Source organism: Pseudomonas sp. MWU15-20650 (assembly GCF_023242475.1).
Lineage (GTDB): Bacteria > Pseudomonadota > Gammaproteobacteria > Pseudomonadales > Pseudomonadaceae > Aquipseudomonas.
This window is the reverse complement of record NZ_JALJFG010000010.1, coordinates 95,442-115,526: the sequence shown is the minus strand read 5'-3', so window position 1 is coordinate 115,526 and position 20,085 is coordinate 95,442. Positions and strand designations below refer to the sequence as shown.

Below are 20,085 nucleotides of genomic sequence, written 5' to 3'. Positions count from 1 at the left end.
CTGACGCATGCTGCATAACTCCATTCTCGACGTCATCGGCAACACGCCGATCGTACGTCTGGCCCAGTTTTCCGAAGACCTCGGCATCGAGGTCTACGCCAAGCTGGAATCCCTGAACCCCGGCGGCAGCCACAAGGCGCGCATCGCCCTGGGCATGATCCTCGACGCCGAGCGCCGTGGCGTACTGATGCGTGACTCCGGGCAAACCATCATCGAACCCAGCGGCGGCAACACCGGCATTGGCCTGGTGATGGCCGGCAATGTGCTTGGCTACAAAGTCGTGCTGGTGATCCCCGACAACTACAGCCCCGAAAAACAGAAACTGCTACGCCTGTACGGCGCCCGGGTGGTGCTGTCTGACAGCCGCCTGGGCAACAACTCCCACGGTGAAAAGTGCATGGAGTTGCAGCTGGAAAACCCCAACTACGTGATGCTCAACCAGCAACGCAATGGCGCCAACCCGCAAACCCACCGCGACACCACTGCGCCGGAAATCATCCGCGCCTTTGGTGACCGGCGCGTGGATTACTTCATCAGCGGCATCGGCACCGGGGGTCACATCACCGGCATCGGTGAAACCCTCAAGGCCGCCTGGCCGGCGATCCGCGTCATGGGCGTGGAACCGGAGGAATGCGACCTGCTGAAAGACCAGCATGCTGCGCACGCTATCCAGGGTCTGTCGATTGGCCTGATCCCGAGCATTCTCAACGTGGATGTACTGGACGGCATGCTCAAGGTGTCGCACAGCGCCTGCATCGACATGATCAAACGCATCATGCGCACCGACGCCATCAGCCTGGGGCTGTCCTCGGCGGCCAACATGGTTGCCATCGCTCAGCTCGCCCCCGAATTGCCGCCTGAAACGGTGGTGTTGACCATGGTCTACGACAATGCCGACAGCTACCTGCCCGGTTTCGAATAACCGGTTACCCAACTATCCAGACTGCGAGGGTGCCTCCATGGGCGGCTTCATCGACATGCAACAACTGCACGATGAGTTGCTCACCCACCTCATCCAGACCCTCACGCCTGCGCAGATGAAGCAGTTGGAACCGCACCTGGCGCCACTGATCCAGAACGCCGCCCAAGCGGTGGCCGAGGACTTGATCGCCTACGCCTATCGCGACCCGGCGTCACGCGGGCGCGGCGAGTTGATCCTGGAGTCCTATGCCTCCTTCAAGGCCGTGCTGTTCTACCGGCTGGCGCACGTGGTGTGGAACCTCCCCGAGGCCAGCCCAGGCGTGTTCACGCGTATGGCCCTCAAGCTCAGCAACCAGGGCAAGATCCTCTCCGGCGCCGAGATTCACCCGGCGGCGCGCATTGGCCGGCGCTTTGTGCTGGACCACGGCTACGGCACCGTCATTGGTGAAACCTGCGAGATCGGCAACGACTGCTACGTCCTCTGCGGCGTGACCCTGGGCGCCCGTGGCATCGCCAACAACCCGGACGGCAAGCGCCATCCACGCCTGGGCAACAACGTCGAAGTCGGCGCCGGCGCCCGGGTGCTGGGGTATGTGCAGATCGGCGACAACGTGTTCATCAGCCCCTCCTGCGTCATTACCCAAGACGTGCCCGCGGGCACCAAGGTCAAGGTGGTGAACCAGATCCAATTGCAAAAAAATGATGAATCGGACCACAGCAACTACCTCGGCGCCTTTGCCATGGATGAGCGCTTGCACGTGGTCGGCGAAGTCAATGCCGGCCACAAGGTCACGGTGCTGGATGCCGACTTTCACCCGTTACAGGGGCTGATGCTCGAACCCACGGTGAAAGAACGTCACCACCTGCAATTTCGCCTGCGCCGCCTCGATGTCGGCGAACAGCTGCCGCGCCTGCCGCTGAACCTGAAAGTCTGCGGGCCGGAATTTGAAATCACCCTGCTCTCCCCGCCTGGCTTGAGCGCACTGGTGCGCCACTTGTTGCAGGCCAGCCCACTGATCGTCGGAGGTTGAACATGTCCGTGCATACCATGGAAACCCTGGCGCTGTTTGACAGCGCTCCCTACCAGAACGCGTTCAGCGCCCGTGTGGTTGCGGTCAGCGAACACGGGATCGCCCTGGAGCACACGCTGTTCTATCCCACCGGTGGCGGACAGCCGGGCGATACCGGGCACCTCAGCCTGGCGGATGGCACACGGGTCGAGGTGACCGGCACCGTGCGCGACCCGGTGTTGCGCTCGATCATCTGGCACCAGGTGGCTCACTGCCCCGCAACCTTGACGGCCGGCGCCCAGGTAGACGCAAGCCTGGATTGGGAGCGGCGTTACCAGCACATGAAGATGCACACCTGCCTGCACTTGCTGTGCTCACTCATCGATGCGCCCGTGACCGGTTGCAGCATCAGTGCCGACAAGGGGCGCCTGGATTTCGACCTGCCCGAAATGACCCTGGACAAAGACAGCCTCACCCGCGACCTCAACGCCCTGATCGAGCAAGCCCACGCGGTGAAAACCCTGTCGATGCCCGCCACGGAATATTCGACCCTGCTGCAGATCACCCGCACCCAGGCGGTTGCGCCGCCGGTTATCCAAGGCTCGGTCCGGGTGATTGAAATCGCCGGGATCGACATCCAGCCGTGTGGCGGCACGCATGTGGTCAACACCGAGGAAATCGGCCGGGTGTTCTGCGAGAAGATCGAGAAGAAGAGCAAGCACAATCGCCGGGTGATCCTGCGCTTTGAATAACGGCCAAGCGGTGGCTGGGATGCAACGTCCCAGTCGCGGTTCGTACAGGAAACTGACAGCAAAAATATGTGCCTGTAACATTTAGAAACGTACAATCCCGCCATTAACGCCTGGATGCTCTTGAATCACGAAAACAGTACCTGCCCTGCTCGGTGGGTCATTCGTGCAGCAGCTAAGCTCACTCCCACTACGCCCCTCTGAACCTGAACGCTGCAGGACTGACTGCCTATGAACAAAGTGTTCCGTCACTACATCCCTGCATCCACGCTGCGCTTGCTGCCCAACCGCTGGGACTTGGTCGCCCTGCCCTTGGTGATCGGCTTTTTACTGTTTTTCTCCATCACCGCCCGGGAAACCTGGGCGCCCATCGCCACCTTGCAAAGTGAAGTCATTTCCCTCGACCCGGCCAACCTGCCGGAATACGCGATGCGCACCACCCTGCGCATGCTCGCGGCGATGGTCGCGGCCCTGATCTTCACCCTGTTGTACGGCACCCTGGCCGCCAAAAGCCGGCGCGCCGAGAAACTGCTGGTGCCCGTACTCGATATCCTGCAATCGGTGCCGGTGCTCGGTTACATCTCTTTTACGGTGACATTCTTCCTGTTGCTGTTTCCCGGGCGCGTGCTCGGCGCCGAGTTCGCCGCGATCTTCGCCATTTTCACCAGCCAGGCCTGGAACATGACGTTCAGCTTCTACCAGTCGCTGCGCATGTTGCCCCATGACCTGGTCGAGGTGTCCACCAACCTGCGGCTCTCCGGCTGGCAACGGTTCTGGAAGCTCGACGTGCCGTTCGCCATGCCGGGGCTGGTGTGGAACATGATGATGAGCATGTCCGGCGGCTGGTTTTTCGTGGTTGCCTCCGAAGCCATCACCGTCGGTGACAAGACCATCACCCTGCCAGGCGTGGGTTCGTACCTGGCCCTGGCCATCGCCCAGAAAGACATGCACGCCGTGGGTTATGTGATCCTGGCGATGGTGGTGGTGATCCTGATCTACGACCAGTTCCTGTTCCGGCCACTGGTGGCCTGGGCCGACAAATTCCGCATGGAAACCACCGCCTCGCAGGGCGCCGCGCCGCAATCCTGGTTGCTGAACCTGATCCAGCGCACACGCATCGTGCAGCGCATCCTGCGCCCTATCACCCGCGCCGTCAGCCGCATCGGCAATAAACGTTTCAGCCTGGCGGGCGGTGCACTCAAGGCACTGCCGGCAGAAACCCCGGCGGCCTCAAGGGTGATCGACTGGGTGTGGGGCACACTGATTGCGCTGATGGCGGCTTATGCGCTGTATCACATCGTGCTGTACGTCGGCACCGAGGTGGACTTGGCTGAGGTCGGCCATGTCTTCGTGCTGGGCCTGATTACGCTGCTGCGAGTGGCCGGGTTGATCCTGATTGCTTCGCTGATCTGGGTGCCGTTGGGCGTGATGATCGGCTTGCGCCCCGCCCTGGCGGAGAAAATCCAGCCGCTGGCGCAGTTTCTCGCGGCATTCCCGGCCAACCTGCTGTTCCCGGTGTTTGTCATCGTGATCCTGCACTACCAGCTCAACCCGGATATCTGGCTGAGCCCACTGATCGTGCTGGGCACCCAGTGGTACATCCTGTTCAACGTCATCGCCGGTGCCAGCGCCTTTCCCAACGACTTCAAGGAAGCCGCCGCCAACTTCCGCATTCGCGGCTGGCTGTGGTGGCGCAAAGTCATGCTGCCGGGGATCTTCCCGTACTACGTCACCGGCGCCATTACCGCCTCGGGCGGCGCGTGGAACGCCAGCATCGTTTCCGAATACGTGTCCTGGGGCCAGGACAACGTGGTCGCCCACGGGCTGGGCGCCTATATCGCGCAGACCACCGCCGCCGGCGATTTCCCGAAAATCGCCCTGGGCGTGGTGGTGATGTCGATCTTCGTCGTGGCGTTCAACCGCGCGGTCTGGCGACCGATGTACGCCATGGCTGAAAACAAACTTCGTCTCAATTGATGGGATTCGCTGTGATGACTACCTATACCGAGCATGCTGTCGACACTCCGCAAATCTACTCGTTGAAAAACGTGAACCGGGTGTTCGGCAAAGGTAAAGATGAGTTGCAAGTTCTCAGCGGCGTAGACCTGAGCCTGCACGAAGGCGAAATCGTGGGCATGCTCGGCCGTTCCGGCTCGGGCAAGTCCACGCTGCTGCGTATCATCGCTGGGCTGATCGAGCCCTCGTCGGGCGAAGTCCGCTACAACGGCGCCCCCTTGAAGGGGCCGGCCGAAGGCGTGGCCATGGTATTCCAGACCTTTGCGCTGTTCCCCTGGCTGACCGTGCTGGAAAACGTGGAAGCTGGCCTGCAAGCCTTGCAAGTCGAGCGCAAGGAAACCCGCCGGCGCGCCTTGGCGGCCATCGACTTGATCGGCCTGGACGGGTTCGAAAACGCCTACCCGCGCGAATTGTCCGGTGGCATGCGCCAGCGCGTGGGGTTTGCCCGCGGCCTGGTGGTCAACCCGACCCTGTTGCTGATGGACGAACCGTTCTCGGCACTCGATGTCCTCACCGCCGAAACCCTGCGCACTGACTTGCTGGACCTGTGGAGCGGCAAACAACTGCCGATCAAGTCGATCCTGATCGTGACCCACAACATCGAAGAAGCAGTGCTGATGTGCGACCGCATCCTGGTGTTGTCGTCCAACCCCGGCCGGGTGGTCGCCGAGATCAAGGTGCCGTTTGCACACCCACGCAACCGGCTGGACCCGACCTTCCGGCAAATGGTCGACGACATCTACGCCTTGATGACCGACCGCCGCAGCGCCGACGCGAGCAGAGGTCTACCTGAGCTGAAAATGGGCAGCCTGTTGCCGGAAGTGTCCACCAACCTGATGGCCGGCCTGATCGAAACCTTGGCGGCCGAGCCCTACAACGGCCACGCCGGCTTGCCGACCGTGGCCGAGCGGCGCTTGCTGGAAGTGGACGACCTGTTCCCAGTGGCGGAGATGCTCGAGCATCTGGGCTTCGCCGAACTCAAAGGCGCCGACATCACCCTCACTGACGCCGGCAAACTGTTCGCCGACTACGGCACCCAAGAACGTAAAACTCTGTTCGCCGAGCATTTGATCCGTCACGTGCCGCTGGCGGCACGCATCCATCAAGTGTTGCTTGAACGCAGCGGGCACCGGGCGCCACGGGTGCGCTTCGAGCAAGAGTTGGAAGACTCGATGACCGACGCCTTCGTGGAGAAAACCCTGGAAAGCGTGGTGGCGTGGGGACGCTATGCGGAGATTTTCTCCTATGACGACCACACCGAGACGTTCAGCCTGGATGATGTCGAAGGCAGTATGTAGGGCCGTCAAAACCAACAAAAATCCATTTTTTTGTAGCGTTGCCTAGATCACGAACAGGTCCACAAACCGGTGGACCGGCGTGGCTTCAAGCTTCGCCTGATCCTTGCACAACGCAAAAATCTCAGCACTGCGCTGCGCGGTAAAACGCGTGGCCAGGTTGGCCTTGAACTTCGCCTCCAGCAACGGGATGCCGTCCACCCGACGGCGACGATGACCCATCGGGTACTCCACCGCCACCTGTTCGGTATGAGTGCCATCCCTGAAAAACACCTGCACCGCATTGGCAATGGAACGCTTGTCGGCCTCCAGGTACTCGCGGCTGTAGCGTGGGTCTTCGACGATCACCATCTTGTCGCGCAGCTCATCAATGATCGGGTGCGCCCCATGAAAATCGTCTTCGTACTGCTCGGCCACCAGCTTGCCGAACGCCAGCGGCACGGCGGTCATGTATTGCAGGCAGTGGTCGCGGTCGGCGGCGTTGGCCAGGGGGCCGACCTTGGAGATGATACGAATGGCTGACTCGTGGGTGGTGATCACGATGCGTTCGATGTCGTGCAGGCGGTTCTTGACCTGCGGGTGCAGAGCTACCGCCGCTTCACAGGCGGTTTGCGCATGGAACTCGGCGGGGAAGCTGATCTTGAACAGCACGTTTTCCATCACATACGTGCCGTAAGGCTGGGACAGGCTGAACGCACGCTTGTCCTCGGGCTTGAGCGCCAGGTCCTTGTTGGTGTGGCTGAACAACACGTCATAAAAGCCCCACTGCGGCGCACTCAAGACCCCGGGAATCCCCATTTCGCCACGCAGGGCAATATCCGCCAGGCGCACACCGCGACTGGACGCATCGCCCGCCGCCCAGGATTTACGCGAGCCGGCATTGGGCGCATGGCGGTAAGTACGTAGCGCCTGACCATCGACAAACGCATGCGACAGCGCCGCGAGCAACTGTTCACGGTTAGCGCCCATGAGCTTGGCGGTGACAGCGGTAGACGCGACTTTCACCAGCAGCACATGGTCCAGGCCAACCCGGTTAAAGGCGTTTTCCAGGGCAATCACTCCCTGGATTTCGTGGGCCATGATCATCGCCTCCAGCACCACGCGTACGGTCAGCGGCGCATCGCCATTGGCCACGCGCTTTTGCGACAGGTGATCGGCCACGGCGAGAATGCCGCCCAGGTTGTCCGAAGGGTGGCCCCATTCGGCGGCGAGCCAAGTGTCGTTATAGTCGAGCCAACGCACGATGCAGCCAATGTCCCAGGCCGCCTTGACCGGGTCCAGGCGAAACGAGGTGCCCGGCACCCGCGCGCCAAACGGGACGAGCGTGCCCTCGACGATCGGCCCCAGGTGCTTGGTGCACTCGGGGAACCGCAGGGCCAGCAGGCCACAACCGAGCGTGTCCATCAGGCAGTTGCGGGCAGTGTCCAATGCGTCCCGAGAATCGATGCGGTAGTTGAGGACATAGTCGGCAATGTCCTGCAAAACCTGGTCGTAATCGGGGCGGTTGTTCTGGTCGACGTTGGCGCTCATGGCAGTTCTCCTAAAAGTTGGGTGGTTCCATCCTCAGGGTCAGGGTTAATCGTTGCGCAGGTCTGATTGCCTGCTTGTATCCCTGTGGGAGGGGGCTTGCTCCCGATGACGCTGGGTCAGTCAATGAATGGGGCGACTGACACCCTGCTATCGGGAGCAAGCCCCCTCCCACATAAAGCTAAAAAGCGTCACCGGGGACGCGTACGAAACCTTCCATCAACACCCGCGCACTGCGGCTCATGATGGCTTTCTTGACGACCCATTCGCCGTTCACCTGGGTGGCTTCAGCGCCCACACGCAAGGTGCCGGAGGGATGCCCGAAGCGCACGGCATTGCGCTCCACGCCGCCTGCCGCCAAGTTGACCAAGGTGCCGGAAATCGCCGCCGCGGTGCCAATCGCCACCGCCGCCGTGCCCATCATCGCGTGGTGCAGTTTGCCCATGGACAGGGCGCGCACCAGCAAATCCACATCGCCGGCCTTGATTGCCTTGCCACTGGAAGCCACGTAATCGGCAGGCTTGGCCACGAACGCCACCTTGGGCGTGTGCTGGCGTTGGGCGGCTTCGTCCAGGTGCTTGATCAGGCCCATGCGCAGCGCGCCATAGGCACGCACCGTCTCGAACATCGCCAGGGCTTTCGGGTCGCTGTTGATCGCACCTTGCAGCTCGGTACCGGTGTAGCCAAGGTCTTGGGCGTTGATAAAGATCGTCGGGATGCCGGCGTTGATCAGCGTTGCCTTGAAGGTCCCGACACCAGGCACTTCCAGGTCATCCACGAGGTTGCCGGTAGGAAACATCGAGCCCCCGCCGCCTTCTTCTTCGGCCGCTGGGTCCATGAATTCCAGCTGCACTTCGGCGGCCGGGAAGGTCACGCCGTCCAGTTCGAAGTCGCCCGTTTCCTGCACCGCCCCCTTGGTGATCGGTACGTGGGCGATGATGGTCTTGCCGATATTGGCCTGCCACACCCGCACCACGGCCACGCCGTCATGGGGCACGCGGGCCGGGTCGACCAGCCCTGCGCTGATGGCAAACGAACCGACCGCCGCCGACAGGTTGCCGCAATTGCCGCTCCAATCAACAAACGGCTTGTCGATGGAAACCTGGCCAAACAGGTAGTCCACGTCATGATCGGCGCGGGTACTTTTAGCCAGGATCACGGTTTTGCTGGTGCTGGACGTCGCGCCCCCCATACCGTCGATCTGCTTGTCATAAGGGTCGGGGCTGCCGATCACCCGCAGCAACAGGGCATCGCGCGCAGCCCCCGGAACCTGGGCCGACTCGGGCAGGTCCGTGAGGCTGAAAAAAACGCCCTTGCTGGTGCCGCCACGCATATAGGTGGCCGGGATCTTGATTTGCGGTGCGTGTGCCATGGTCATCCTCTTCAGGCGGTGGTCGCCGATTCCAGGAAATCCTGGGCAAAGCGTTGCAACACGCCGCCCGCTTCATAAATCGATACTTCTTCGGCGGTATCGAGGCGGCAGGTCACCGGCACCTCGACACGCTCGCCATTCTTGCGATGGATCACCAGGGTCAGCTGTGCCCGCGGGGTGCGTTCGCCCAGCACGTCATAGGTTTCGCTGCCGTCGATCTTCAGCGTGTGACGGTCGGTGCCCGGCAGGAACTCCAGCGGCAACACGCCCATGCCGACCAGGTTGGTGCGGTGGATACGCTCGAAACCTTCGGCGGCAATCGCCTCCACGCCGGCCAGGCGTACGCCTTTGGCCGCCCAGTCGCGGGACGAGCCTTGGCCGTAATCGGCGCCGGCGATGATGATCAGCGGCTGCTTGCGCTCCATGTAGGTTTCAATGGCTTCCCACATCCGCGTGACCCTGCCTTCCGGCTCGATGCGCGCCAGGGAACCCTGCTTGACCTTGCCGTTCTCCACGACCATTTCGTTGAACAGTTTCGGGTTGGCGAAGGTGGCGCGCTGCGCAGTCAGGTGGTCGCCGCGATGGGTCGCGTAGGAGTTGAAGTCGACTTCCGGCAAGCCCATTTTCGCCAGGTATTCGCCGGCGGCACTGTCGAGCATGATCGCGTTGGACGGCGACAGGTGGTCAGTGGTGATGTTGTCCGGCAGCACCGCCAGCGGGCGCATGCCCTTGAGCGGCCGCGCCCCGGCCAGTGCGCCTTCCCAGTACGGCGGGCGACGGATGTAGGTGCTCTGCGGGCGCCAGTCGTACAGCGGCGCGACTTTCGGGCCGGTGTCTTCGTGAATGGCGAACATCGGGATGTACACCGCGCGGAACTGCTCCGGCTTGACCGACGCCTTGACCACCGCGTCGATTTCTTCATCGCTCGGCCAGATGTCTTTCAGGCGGATTTCCTTGCCGTCGGCGTCCAGGCCCAGCACGTCCTTTTCAATGTCGAAACGGATGGTGCCGGCAATCGCGTAGGCCACCACCAACGGCGGTGAAGCCAGGAACGCTTGCTTGGCATACGGGTGAATACGCCCGTCGAAATTGCGGTTGCCGGAAAGCACGGCGGTGGCATAGAGGTCGCGGTCGATGATTTCCTGCTGGATCACCGGGTCGAGCGCGCCGGACATACCGTTGCAGGTGGTGCAGGCGAACGCCACCACGCCGAAACCGAGTGTTTCCAGCTCATGGCCCAGGCCGGCCTCTTCCAGGTACATGGCCACGGTTTTCGAGCCCGGCGCCAGGGACGACTTGACCCACGGCTTGCGGGTCAGCCCGAGCTTGTTGGCGTTGCGCGCCAACAGGCCGGCAGCGATCACGTTGCGCGGGTTACTGGTGTTGGTGCAACTGGTGATGGCGGCGATGATCACCGCGCCGTCGGGCATTTGCCCCGGCACGTCATCCCACTGCCCGGAAATACCCTTGGATGCCAGGTCGCGGGTGGCGACGCGTGCGTGGGGGTTGCTGGGGCCGGCCATGTTGCGCACGACGCTGGACAGGTCAAAGCTCAGGCCGCGCTCGTATTGCGCCCCCTTGAGGTCATCCGCCCACAGGCCGGTATGGCGTGCGTATTGCTCCACCAGCGTGACTTGTTCGTCTTCGCGGCCGGTGAGCTTGAGGTAGGCGATGGTCTGCGGGTCGATGTAGAACATCGCGGCCGTGGCGCCGTATTCCGGGGCCATGTTGGAAATGGTCGCGCGGTCGCCCAGCGTGAGGGCCGACGCCCCTTCGCCGAAGAACTCCAGCCACGCGCCCACCACCTTCTGTTGACGCAGGAACTCGGTGAGCGCCAGCACCATATCGGTAGCGGTGATGCCCGGCTGCAACTGGCCGGTCAGTTCCACGCCAACGCTTTCCGGCAGGCGCATCCACGACGCACGACCGAGCATCACACTCTCGGCTTCCAGGCCGCCAACGCCGATGGCGATCACGCCCAGGGCGTCCACGTGGGGGGTGTGGCTGTCGGTGCCGACGCAGGTATCCGGGAAGGCCACACCGTCACGCACTTGAATCACCGGGGACATTTTCTCCAGGTTGATCTGGTGCATGATGCCGTTGCCCGGCGGGATCACATCGACGTTCTTGAAGGCCTTTTTGGTCCACTCGATAAAGTGAAAACGGTCCTCGTTGCGGCGATCTTCGATGGCGCGGTTTTTCTCGAATGCTTCCGGATCAAAGCCTCCGGCCTCGACGGCCAGGGAGTGATCGACGATCAGTTGGGTCGGCACCACCGGGTTGACCTGGGCCGGGTCACCGCCTTGCAAGGCAATGGCGTCACGCAGGCCGGCCAGGTCCACCAGGGCGGTCTGGCCAAGGATGTCATGGCACACCACACGCGCCGGGAACCACGGGAAGTCGAGGTCGCGCTTGCGCTCGATCAGCTGGCTCAGGGACGCATTGAGGGTGGCCGGGTCGCAGCGACGCACCAGGTTCTCCGCCAGCACGCGGGAGGTGTACGGCAAGGTGGCGTAGGCGCCGGGGGTGATTGCCTCGACCGCCGCACGGGCGTCGAAGAAATCCAGGCGGCTGCCGGGAAGCGGTTTGCGAAATTCAGTGTTCATCGTCAGGACTCGGTCACGGTAAGTGCAAAAGAAGCCGGATCCAGAGTTGGAATGAGACCTAAATGTGGGAGCGGGCTTGCTCGCGAAAGCGGCGTGTCATTCAACACACTCGGCGACTGTTACACCGTATTCGCGAGCAAGCCCGCTCCCACACTTTGATCGGGTTTCCAGCCCGAGATAGTAGTTTTTCAGCGACGTTCGATTGGCACGAACTTGCGCTGCTCAACGCCGATGTACTCGGCGCTTGGACGGATGATGCGGTTGTTGGCGCGCTGCTCGAACACGTGTGCAGCCCAGCCGGTCAGGCGCGAGCACACGAAGATCGGCGTGAACAGCTTGGTCGGGATACCCATGAAGTGGTACGCCGAGGCATGGTAGAAGTCGGCGTTGGGGAACAGCTTCTTCTGCTCCCACATGGTCTTGTCGATGGCTTCGGATACAGGGAACAGCACGGTGTCGCCTACCTCGTCCGCGAGTTTTTTCGACCAGCCCTTGATCACCTCATTGCGCGGATCGCTGTCTTTATAGATCGCGTGGCCAAAACCCATGATCTTGTCTTTGCGCGCCAACATACCAAGGGTGCCTTCGACCGCTTCCTGGGCCGAGGAGAAACGCTCGATCATGTCCATCGCCGCTTCGTTGGCACCGCCGTGCAGCGGGCCACGCAGGGAACCGATGGCGGCCGTGACGCAGGAGTACAGGTCGGACAAGGTCGAAGCACACACCCGCGCAGTGAAGGTCGAGGCGTTGAATTCGTGCTCGGCGTAGAGGATCAGCGACACGTTCATCACTTTGACGTGCAGATCGCTCGGCTTCTTGCCATGCAGCAGGTGCAGGAAGTGACCACCGATGCTCGGCTCGTCGGTCACACAGTCGATGCGCTGGCCGTCATGGCTGAAGCGGTACCAGTAGCACATGATCGCCGGGAACGCGGCGAGCAGGCGGTCGGTGACATCGTGCTGCGCGCTGAAGTCTTTTTCCGGCTCGATATTGCCCAGGAACGAGCAACCGGTGCGCATCACGTCCATCGGGTGAGCGTCGGCGGGGATGCGCTCCAGTACTTCCTTGAGTGCCTGGGGCAAGTCGCGCAGTTTACTCAGCTTGGCGCTGTAGGCGTCCAGCTCGGCCTGGGTCGGCAGTTCGCCGTACAGCAGCAGGTAGGCGACTTCTTCAAATTGCGCGTCAGCGGCCAGTTCACGCACGTCGTAGCCACGATAGGTCAAGCCGGCACCGGCCTGGCCCACGGTCGATAGTGCGGTCTGCCCGGCCACCTGGCCACGCAGGCCGGCACCACTCAATACTTTTGCTTCAGCCATGTTCGTTCTCCAATCTTGAATTTATTAGGGAGGCGCACCGCGTTATTTTTTCGCGGCAAACAGCGCGTCGAGCTTCTGCTCGAAGGTGTGGTAGTCGATGCGATCGTAAAGCTCCATGCGGGTTTGCATGGTGTCGATCACGTTCTGCTGGGTGCCGTCGCGACGGATCGCGGTGTAGACGTTCTCGGCGGCCTTGTTCATGGCGCGGAAGGCCGAGAGCGGGTACAGCACGATGGAAACATCGGCAGATTTCAACTGTTCGGTGGTGTACAGCGGCGTCGCGCCGAACTCGGTGATGTTAGCCAGGATCGGTGCTTTCACACGGGACGCGAACAGTTTGTACATTTCCAGCTCAGTGATCGCTTCCGGGAACACCATGTCGGCACCGGCCTCGATGCAGGCGGCGGCGCGTTCCAGCGCAGACTCCAAGCCTTCGACGGCGAGGGCGTCGGTGCGCGCCATGATCACAAAGCTGTCATCGGTGCGCGCGTCCACGGCCGCCTTGATGCGGTCGACCATTTCCTGTTGGGACACGATTTCCTTGTTCGGGCGATGGCCGCAACGCTTGGCGCCGACCTGGTCTTCGATATGGATGGCGGCGGCGCCGAACTTGATCATCGACTTGACGGTGCGCGCCACATTGAACGCCGAGGAACCGAAACCGGTATCCACGTCCACCAGCAGCGGCAGGTCGCACACGTCGGTGATGCGGCGCACGTCGGTGAGTACGTCATCCAGGCCGGTAATACCCAGGTCCGGTACGCCGAGGGAGCCGGCGGCGACACCGCCACCTGACAGGTAAATCGCCTTGAAGCCGGCGCGCTTGGCCAGCAACGCATGGTTGGCGTTGATCGCGCCGACCACTTGCAAGGGCTGTTCGCTGGCGACCGCGTCACGGAAACGCTGGCCGGGAGTGCTGTTGTTTTGAGAACTCATGACTCACCTCGTGATGAAGGAGCACCGTCCGGGAAGTGACGGGCAATATTGCGTTTGGAAGCGCCGATATGGCGGCGCATCAACAACTCGGCCAGTTCACCGTCGCGATCGGCAATCGCATCAAGAATGCGGTGATGCTCGGCAAAAGCCTGGCGTGGACGATTGGGGGTGGCGGAAAACTGGATGCGGTACATGCGCACCAATTGGTACAGCTCGCCGCAGAGCATTTGAGTGAGGGTGCGGTTGCCGGCGCCTTGAATTATCCGGTAATGAAAATCGAAGTCGCCTTCCTGCTGGTAATACCCGAGGCCGGCCTGGAACGCTGCGTCGCGCTCATGGGTGTGCAAGACCTGGCGCAGCTCCTCGATTTCCGCATCGGTCATGCGCTCGGCGGCCAGGCGGCAGGCCATGCCTTCGAGGGACTCGCGGATTTCATAGAGCTCGATCAACTCGGCGTGGCTCAACGACACGACTCTCGCGCCGACATGAGGCACGCGCACCAGCAGGCGCTGGCCTTCCAGGCGATGGATCGCTTCACGCAAGGGGCCACGGCTGATGCCGTAGGTGCGCGCCAGTTCCGGCTCGGAAATCTTGCTGCCGGGGGCAATCTCGCCCTTGACGATGGCAGCCTGGATACGCCGGAAGACGTTCTCGGACATGGTCTGCGAATCGTCTTGCGCCACCACTGGGGTTTCCAGTTGATCCAGCATATTGTCGACACCTTTAAAAGCAATGCGGCAAAAACTAGCCAATCAGCCCTGAATAGTCAAAGAATAAATCAACATTGTCGACAATCGTCTAATAACCCTGATTGCGTGTTCTGAGGTCATGGCCGCCTGCCAGCGCTGGCGCCAAAAAAGCATCATGTTAGAATGCCCGCCGTTTTTGCCTGACATCAATTGATGACACGGCGCACCAGAGATTGCGCAGTAATGCCAGTCGCCTTGAATTGAACATCGCACGGCACCGCGTCAGGATCTATGAGACTCAAGCCCTTCCTTCTATTGACTTGCCTACTGTGCGTACCGGGCCTTGGCGTTGCCGCCGAGAAGACCGTGTATGGCTTGAACGAATACGCCAAATTGGCGGGCATCGACCTGGAAGTGGCGGCCAAACTCGACACTGGCGCCAAGACCGCCTCGTTGAGCGCCCGCGACATCAAACGCTTCAAGCGCAATGGCGAATCCTGGGTGCGCTTTTATCTGGCCATCGACACCGCCCATTCCCACCCCATCGAACGCCCCCTGGCCCGCGTCAGCAAAATCAAGCGTCGCGCCGGTGACTACGACCCCGATGAGGACAAGAACTACACCGCCCGCCCAGTGATCGCCCTGGATATCTGCATGGGCAGCGCTTTACGCAGCATCGAAGTGAACTTGACTGACCGCAGCGCATTCCAATACCCGCTGCTGATCGGCTCCGAAGCGCTCAAACGCTTTGATGCGCTGGTCGACCCCAGTCTTAAATACGCAGCGGGCAAACCCGCCTGCGCCGCCGACGCTCATACCGCCGAGTAAACCGAATGCGCTCTCTGACCCTGCACCTGAAAATCCTGATCACCATCCTGGTGGTCTTGGGTATTTCGGTCACCGCCTATCAGATTTTCGTGCTGGGGATCCCCGTCACCGAGGACGCCACCGACGACCTGTGGAACATCGACGCCAAGGTCGAGTTCGTCGCCAACCCCAAGGACCCGGTGAAAATCTCGATGTTCGTGCCGCCCCTGAGCCGCGACTTCGTCAGCCTCAATGAGAGTTTTATCTCGAATAACTACGGGGTGAGCGTCAACCGCACCGATGGCAACCGCAAGGTGACCTGGTCGGCGCGCCGGGCCAAGGGCAAGCAAACCCTGTATTACCGCCTGGTGCTGACCAAGCGTTACAGCGGGGAAAAGGTCAAGGTCAAAGGCCCGACCTTCCGTGACAGCATCGCCGTGGAAGGCCCGGAAAAGATCGCCGCCGAAGCCTTGCTGGCCCCGATCCGCCAGCACTCGGCCGACGTCGAGACCTTTATCGGCGAAGCCATCAAGCGCACCAACAACCTCAATGACGACAATGTGAAGCTGCTGCTGGCGGGCGACCCATCGACGCCGCACAAGGCCAAGATCGTCGAACTGCTGCTGTCCATCGCCCATGTGCCGGTGGAGAAAGTCCACACCATCCGCCTGGTGGCCGACCAGCCACAAACCCCGGAGCTGTGGCTGCGCAGCTTCAACGGCAATGACTGGCTGTACTTCAACCCGGAAACCGGCGAACAGGGCCTGCCCGCCGACCGCCTGCTGTGGTGGACCGGCGATGAAAACCTGATCACGGTCGATGGCGGCAAGAAAGCCACAGTGACCTTCAGCCTGAACAACAGCGAAATGAACGCCATTCGCCTGGCCAAGCTGACCGACGAAAACACCGACGCCAACTTCCTCGAATACTCGCTGTATGGCCTGCCGCTGCAAACCCAGCAGACGTTCATGATCATGGTGATGATCCCGATTGGCGTGCTGGTGATTCTGATCCTGCGCAACCTGATCGGCCTGCAGACCCTCGGCACCTTTACCCCGGTGCTGATTGCATTGGCGTTCCGCGAGACGCAACTGGGCTTTGGCATTGCGTTGTTCACGATCATCACGGCGCTGGGCTTGTCCCTGCGCTCATACCTGGAGCACTTGAAGCTGCAGATGCTGCCCAGGTTGTCGGTGGTGTTGACCTTCGTGGTGGTGCTGATTGCGACCATCAGCCTGTTCAGCCACAAACTGGGGCTGGAACGTGGCTTGTCGGTGGCGCTGTTCCCCATGGTGATCTTGACCATGACCATCGAACGGCTGTCCATCACCTGGGAGGAGCGTGGCGCCAGCCATGCGCTGAAAGTGGCGATAGGGACGCTGTTCGCAGCGTCCCTGGCACACATCATCATGAGCGTGCCGGAGCTGATCTACTTTGTGTTCACCTTCCCGGCGATCCTGTTGATCCTGGTGGGCTTCATGCTGGCCATGGGGCGTTATCGCGGCTACCGCCTCACCGAACTGGTACGTTTCAAGGCGTTCCTCAAGGCTGATTCGTAATGTTCGGCTTCTGGAAAACCTGGAAGGCCCTCGAAGCGCGGGGGATCATGGGCATCAACCGGCGTAATGCCGACTACGTGCTCAAGTACAACAAGCGCAGCCTGTACCCGATTGTGGATGACAAGATCATCACCAAGGAACGGGCCATCGCCGCGGGCATCCATGTGCCGCAAATGTACGGGGTGATTTCCACCGAGAAAGAAATCGACAACCTCGACGCCATTATCGGTGGGCGTAACGACTTCGTGATCAAGCCGGCCCAAGGCGCTGGCGGTGACGGCATCCTGGTGGTGGCCGACCGTTTTGAAGGGCGCTACCGCACGGTGTCCGGCAGGATCATCAGCCATGAAGAAATCGAACATCAGATTTCCAGCATTCTGACCGGGCTGTATTCCCTGGGCGGCCACCGCGACCGCGCCTTGATCGAATACCGCGTGGTGCCCGACCAGATCTTCAAGAGCATCAGCTACGAAGGCGTGCCGGACATCCGCATCATCGTGCTGATGGGTTACCCGGTGATGGCCATGTTGCGTTTGCCGACCCGCCAGTCCGGCGGCAAGGCCAACCTGCACCAGGGCGCGATTGGCGTGGGTGTGGACCTGGCCACCGGCCTGACCCTGCGCGGCACCTGGCTGAACAACATCATCACCAAACACCCCGATACCACTAACGCGGTGGACGGCGTGCAATTGCCCAACTGGGACGGTTTCATGAAGTTGGCGGCCGGCTGCTATGAGCTGTGCGGGCTGGGTTACATCGGTGTGGACATGGTGCTGGACCAGGAAAAAGGCCCGCTGATTCTTGAGCTCAATGCACGGCCGGGGCTCAATATCCAGATCGCCAACGACTGTGGTTTAACCTCGCGCACCCACGCCGTTGAAGCGCGCCTGGAAGAACTGAAAGCCGCCGGCGTGACGGAAACGCCGGCAGAGCGCGTGACGTTTGTGCAGGAAATGTTTGGGCATATACCCCACGTCAAAGGCTGATCGGGGCTTCCATCTGTCTATCCCCGACATCCCCTCTAGGACCAAATCCTACAGGGGACTACAATCCCCTCCCCCGCGCACTGGCTGATCCACCCCGCATGTCGACCTGCTCTGTTTACCCGTTGCCCTACCGGGCCAACCCCGCCGACTATTTTGCGGTGATTCGCCATGCCCCTGGCGCGGTGCTGCTGGACAGCGGCCGCCCAACGGCCGAGCGTGGGCGTTACGACCTGCTCAGTGCCTGGCCCGAGGCGACCTTGGCTGTGCGACCTGACGAAAATGGCAGCGATTTTCTGCAACGCTTGCGGGCAAGCCTGGCACAGCTGGGTGAAGCGCTATTGCCCGCGGGTGTAGAACTGCCCTTTGCCGGCGGCTTGATCGGCTATCTGAGCTACGACTTCGGGCGACACCTGGAACAGATGCCCCAGCTGGCAGTGGACGATTTACACCTGCCGGACGCGCGCCTTGGGCTCTATGCCTGGGCGCTGATCAGCGATCACCAGGTGCAGACCAGCCAACTGGTTTTTCACCCCGCATTGGCCGAGAGCGAACGGCAACGCCTGATTACCCTGTTCAGTGCTGAAGGGGTCGATACACCGGCTACCTTCACACTCCAGGGCCCGATGGCCCCCGACCTCAGCGCCGAGACTTACCGCCAGGCCATCGTGCGTATCCAGGATTACATCCAGGCCGGCGACTGCTACCAGGTCAACTTCGCCCAACGCTTCCGCGCGCCCTGCATCGGCGATCCGTGGGTGGCCTACTGCGCCCTGCGCGAAGCCTGCCCGACCCCCTTTGCCGGGTTCCAGAGCCTGCCGGATGACGGCGCGGTGCTGAGCCTGTCGCCGGAACGGTTCGTGCGCATCAGCGAACGCCAGGTCGAGACCCGCCCGATCAAAGGCACGCGCCCACGCGGCCTCACGCCGCAAGAAGACGCTGCGAATGCCGCCGAATTGCTGGCCAGCCCCAAGGACCGCGCCGAGAACCTAATGATCGTCGACCTGCTGCGCAACGACCTCGGCCGCAGCTGTCGTATCGGCTCGGTCAAAGTGCCGGAGTTGTTCAGCCTGGAAAGCTACCCCAATGTGCACCACCTGGTGAGCAGCGTGACCGGCACACTGGCCGACGACAAAGACGCCCTCGACCTGATCGCCGGCAGCTTCCCCGGCGGCTCCATCACCGGCGCACCGAAGATCCGCGCCATGCAAATCATCGACGAGCTTGAACCGACCCGACGGGGTTTGTATTGCGGCTCACTGGTGTATCTGGACGTGCGTGGCGAGATGGACAGTTCCATCACCATCCGCAGTTTGCTGGTCAAGGATGGCCAGGTGTGCTGCTGGGGCGGCGGCGGGATCGTGGCGGACTCGCAGTGGGAGGCCGAGTATCAGGAGTCGCTGACGAAGGTGCGGGTGTTGTTACAAACGTTGGAAAGCTTGTAGCGCCGGTACTGGCCCTATCGGGAGCAAGCCCCCTCCCACATTTGAATTGTGAATACATTCAAATGTGGGAGGGGGCTTGCTCCCGCTGAGGCCATCCGCCTCGCTGGATGGCCTACAGGCTCAACGGCCGATTCGACGCCTTGATGAACTCCCGCTTCAAGTCCTCAAACGTGTGCACCGCTGGGAACTGCGGGAACTCGCGAATCACATTCTGCGGCGCATGGAACAGAATCCCACGGTCCGCTTCGCCCAGCATGCTGGTGTCGTTGTAGGAATCGCCAGCAGCGATCACGCGGTAATAGAGGGTCTTGAACGCCAGCACCGACTGACGCTTGGGGTCTTTCTGGCGTAGTTGGTAACTCACCACCCGGTCGTTCTCATCGGTCATCAAGCGATGGCAGAGCAAGGTTGGGAAACCCAGTTGGCGCATCAGCGGCTGGGAGAATTCGTAGAACGTGTCGGACAGGATCACCACCTGGAAGCGTTCGCGCAGCCAATTGACGAACTCGATGGCGCCGTCCAGCGGCTTGAGCGTGGCAATCACTTCCTGGATATCGGCAAGCTTGAGCCCGTGCTCGTCGAGGATGCGCAGGCGTTGCTTCATCAGCACGTCGTAGTCGGGAATGTCCCGGGTGGTGGCCCGCAGGGATTCAATACCGGTTTTTTCGGCGAAGGCGATCCAGATCTCCGGAACCAGTACCCCTTCCAGGTCGAGACAGGCAATTTCCACAAGACACTCCCATTAGATGTTGTTAGTTGAGCGAGCATAAGGACTGCCGAACTCTAGCGACTCAAGCTCGCCGCCGCAACGCAGGGCGGATTTGATACCATCGCTCCCCTATAGAGCGCTCAGC

Annotated in this window: 16 protein-coding genes; 9 read left to right on the top strand and 7 right to left on the bottom strand. The window is 61.6% G+C overall.

What is annotated here, in order from left to right; genetic code table 11:
• Window positions 1–7 precede the first annotated feature (7 nt).
• The 5 genes from M5B43_RS11375 to M5B43_RS11355 all read left to right on the top strand — a co-directional run bounded on the left by M5B43_RS11375 (window position 8) and on the right by M5B43_RS11355 (window position 5,994).
• A complete protein-coding gene (locus M5B43_RS11375; protein WP_248750196.1) occupies window positions 8–922 on the top strand; it encodes a cysteine synthase family protein in 915 nt (304 codons plus the stop codon).
• A gap of 37 nt (window positions 923–959) precedes the next feature.
• Window positions 960–1,952: a serine O-acetyltransferase gene (locus M5B43_RS11370; protein ID WP_248750222.1), complete on the top strand. Its 993-nt coding sequence runs from the start codon at window positions 960–962 to the stop codon at window positions 1,950–1,952.
• 2 nt (window positions 1,953–1,954) lie between these two features.
• Entirely contained in the window at window positions 1,955–2,683 is a 729-nt protein-coding gene (locus tag M5B43_RS11365; protein ID WP_248750195.1) for an alanyl-tRNA editing protein, read from the top strand.
• Between the two features lie 228 nt (window positions 2,684–2,911).
• Complete coding sequence (locus tag M5B43_RS11360; RefSeq protein WP_248750194.1) at window positions 2,912–4,657, top strand: ABC transporter permease subunit; 1,746 nt, start codon at window positions 2,912–2,914, stop codon at window positions 4,655–4,657.
• A 14-nt stretch (window positions 4,658–4,671) separates the two neighbouring features.
• The gene (locus M5B43_RS11355) at window positions 4,672–5,994 is read left to right on the top strand and encodes a nitrate/sulfonate/bicarbonate ABC transporter ATP-binding protein (RefSeq protein WP_248750193.1); all 1,323 of its coding nucleotides are present in this window, start codon (window positions 4,672–4,674) and stop codon (window positions 5,992–5,994) included.
• 42 nt (window positions 5,995–6,036) lie between these two features.
• Here M5B43_RS11355 and prpD read toward each other — a convergent pair whose 3' ends face one another.
• The 6 genes from prpD to M5B43_RS11325 form a co-directional block, all read right to left on the bottom strand.
• Window positions 6,037–7,521: a 2-methylcitrate dehydratase gene (gene prpD, locus M5B43_RS11350; protein ID WP_248750192.1), complete on the bottom strand. Its 1,485-nt coding sequence runs from the start codon at window positions 7,519–7,521 to the stop codon at window positions 6,037–6,039.
• A 178-nt stretch (window positions 7,522–7,699) separates the two neighbouring features.
• Window positions 7,700–8,890, bottom strand: a complete 1,191-nt coding sequence (gene prpF, locus M5B43_RS11345) for a 2-methylaconitate cis-trans isomerase PrpF (RefSeq protein ID WP_248750191.1) — start codon at window positions 8,888–8,890, stop codon at window positions 7,700–7,702.
• A gap of 11 nt (window positions 8,891–8,901) precedes the next feature.
• Window positions 8,902–11,496 (bottom strand): Fe/S-dependent 2-methylisocitrate dehydratase AcnD, encoded by a 2,595-nt coding sequence (gene acnD / locus M5B43_RS11340; RefSeq protein WP_248750190.1) that lies wholly within the window; start codon window positions 11,494–11,496, stop codon window positions 8,902–8,904.
• Window positions 11,497–11,684: 188 nt separating this feature from the next.
• Entirely contained in the window at window positions 11,685–12,812 is a 1,128-nt protein-coding gene (gene prpC / locus M5B43_RS11335) for a 2-methylcitrate synthase (RefSeq protein ID WP_248750189.1), read from the bottom strand.
• A 42-nt stretch (window positions 12,813–12,854) separates the two neighbouring features.
• Window positions 12,855–13,748 (bottom strand): methylisocitrate lyase, encoded by an 894-nt coding sequence (gene prpB / locus M5B43_RS11330; protein WP_248750188.1) that lies wholly within the window; start codon window positions 13,746–13,748, stop codon window positions 12,855–12,857.
• A complete protein-coding gene (locus tag M5B43_RS11325; protein ID WP_248750187.1) occupies window positions 13,745–14,458 on the bottom strand; it encodes a GntR family transcriptional regulator in 714 nt (237 codons plus the stop codon). The genes prpB and M5B43_RS11325 overlap by 4 nt, the downstream gene beginning before the upstream one ends.
• A gap of 270 nt (window positions 14,459–14,728) precedes the next feature.
• Here M5B43_RS11325 and M5B43_RS11320 point away from each other — a divergent pair, with 270 nt between their 5' ends.
• The 4 genes from M5B43_RS11320 (at window position 14,729) to pabB (ending at window position 19,231) form a co-directional block, all read left to right on the top strand.
• Window positions 14,729–15,265: an ATP-dependent zinc protease gene (locus M5B43_RS11320; protein ID WP_248750186.1), complete on the top strand. Its 537-nt coding sequence runs from the start codon at window positions 14,729–14,731 to the stop codon at window positions 15,263–15,265.
• Window positions 15,266–15,270: 5 nt separating this feature from the next.
• Window positions 15,271–16,803, top strand: coding sequence for an inactive transglutaminase family protein (locus M5B43_RS11315; RefSeq protein WP_248750185.1), 1,533 nt, complete (start codon window positions 15,271–15,273; stop codon window positions 16,801–16,803).
• A complete protein-coding gene (locus M5B43_RS11310) occupies window positions 16,803–17,789 on the top strand; it encodes an alpha-L-glutamate ligase-like protein (protein WP_248750184.1) in 987 nt (328 codons plus the stop codon). Before M5B43_RS11315 ends, M5B43_RS11310 begins: the two co-directional genes overlap by 1 nt.
• 98 nt (window positions 17,790–17,887) lie before the next feature.
• Complete coding sequence (gene pabB, locus M5B43_RS11305) at window positions 17,888–19,231, top strand: aminodeoxychorismate synthase component I (RefSeq protein WP_248750183.1); 1,344 nt, start codon at window positions 17,888–17,890, stop codon at window positions 19,229–19,231.
• A gap of 112 nt (window positions 19,232–19,343) precedes the next feature.
• Here pabB and thrH read toward each other — a convergent pair whose 3' ends face one another.
• Window positions 19,344–19,961, bottom strand: a complete 618-nt coding sequence (thrH, locus tag M5B43_RS11300) for a bifunctional phosphoserine phosphatase/homoserine phosphotransferase ThrH (RefSeq protein ID WP_248750182.1) — start codon at window positions 19,959–19,961, stop codon at window positions 19,344–19,346.
• Window positions 19,962–20,085: the final 124 nt, after the last annotated feature.

Bases quoted from the DNA above. Each gene is read 5' to 3' on its own strand.
- M5B43_RS11375 (WP_248750196.1), top strand. From the start codon at position 8: ATGCTGCATAACTCCATTCTCGACGTCATCGGCAACACGCCGATCGTA.
- M5B43_RS11370 (WP_248750222.1), top strand. From the start codon at position 960: ATGGGCGGCTTCATCGACATGCAACAACTGCACGATGAGTTGCTCACC.
- M5B43_RS11365 (WP_248750195.1), top strand. From the start codon at position 1,955: ATGTCCGTGCATACCATGGAAACCCTGGCGCTGTTTGACAGCGCTCCC.
- M5B43_RS11360 (WP_248750194.1), top strand. From the start codon at position 2,912: ATGAACAAAGTGTTCCGTCACTACATCCCTGCATCCACGCTGCGCTTG.
- M5B43_RS11355 (WP_248750193.1), top strand. From the start codon at position 4,672: ATGACTACCTATACCGAGCATGCTGTCGACACTCCGCAAATCTACTCG.
- prpD (WP_248750192.1), bottom strand. From the start codon at position 7,521: ATGAGCGCCAACGTCGACCAGAACAACCGCCCCGATTACGACCAGGTT.
- prpF (WP_248750191.1), bottom strand. From the start codon at position 8,890: ATGGCACACGCACCGCAAATCAAGATCCCGGCCACCTATATGCGTGGC.
- acnD (WP_248750190.1), bottom strand. From the start codon at position 11,496: ATGAACACTGAATTTCGCAAACCGCTTCCCGGCAGCCGCCTGGATTTC.
- prpC (WP_248750189.1), bottom strand. From the start codon at position 12,812: ATGGCTGAAGCAAAAGTATTGAGTGGTGCCGGCCTGCGTGGCCAGGTG.
- prpB (WP_248750188.1), bottom strand. From the start codon at position 13,748: ATGAGTTCTCAAAACAACAGCACTCCCGGCCAGCGTTTCCGTGACGCG.
- M5B43_RS11325 (WP_248750187.1), bottom strand. From the start codon at position 14,458: ATGCTGGATCAACTGGAAACCCCAGTGGTGGCGCAAGACGATTCGCAG.
- M5B43_RS11320 (WP_248750186.1), top strand. From the start codon at position 14,729: ATGAGACTCAAGCCCTTCCTTCTATTGACTTGCCTACTGTGCGTACCG.
- M5B43_RS11315 (WP_248750185.1), top strand. From the start codon at position 15,271: ATGCGCTCTCTGACCCTGCACCTGAAAATCCTGATCACCATCCTGGTG.
- M5B43_RS11310 (WP_248750184.1), top strand. From the start codon at position 16,803: ATGTTCGGCTTCTGGAAAACCTGGAAGGCCCTCGAAGCGCGGGGGATC.
- pabB (WP_248750183.1), top strand. From the start codon at position 17,888: ATGTCGACCTGCTCTGTTTACCCGTTGCCCTACCGGGCCAACCCCGCC.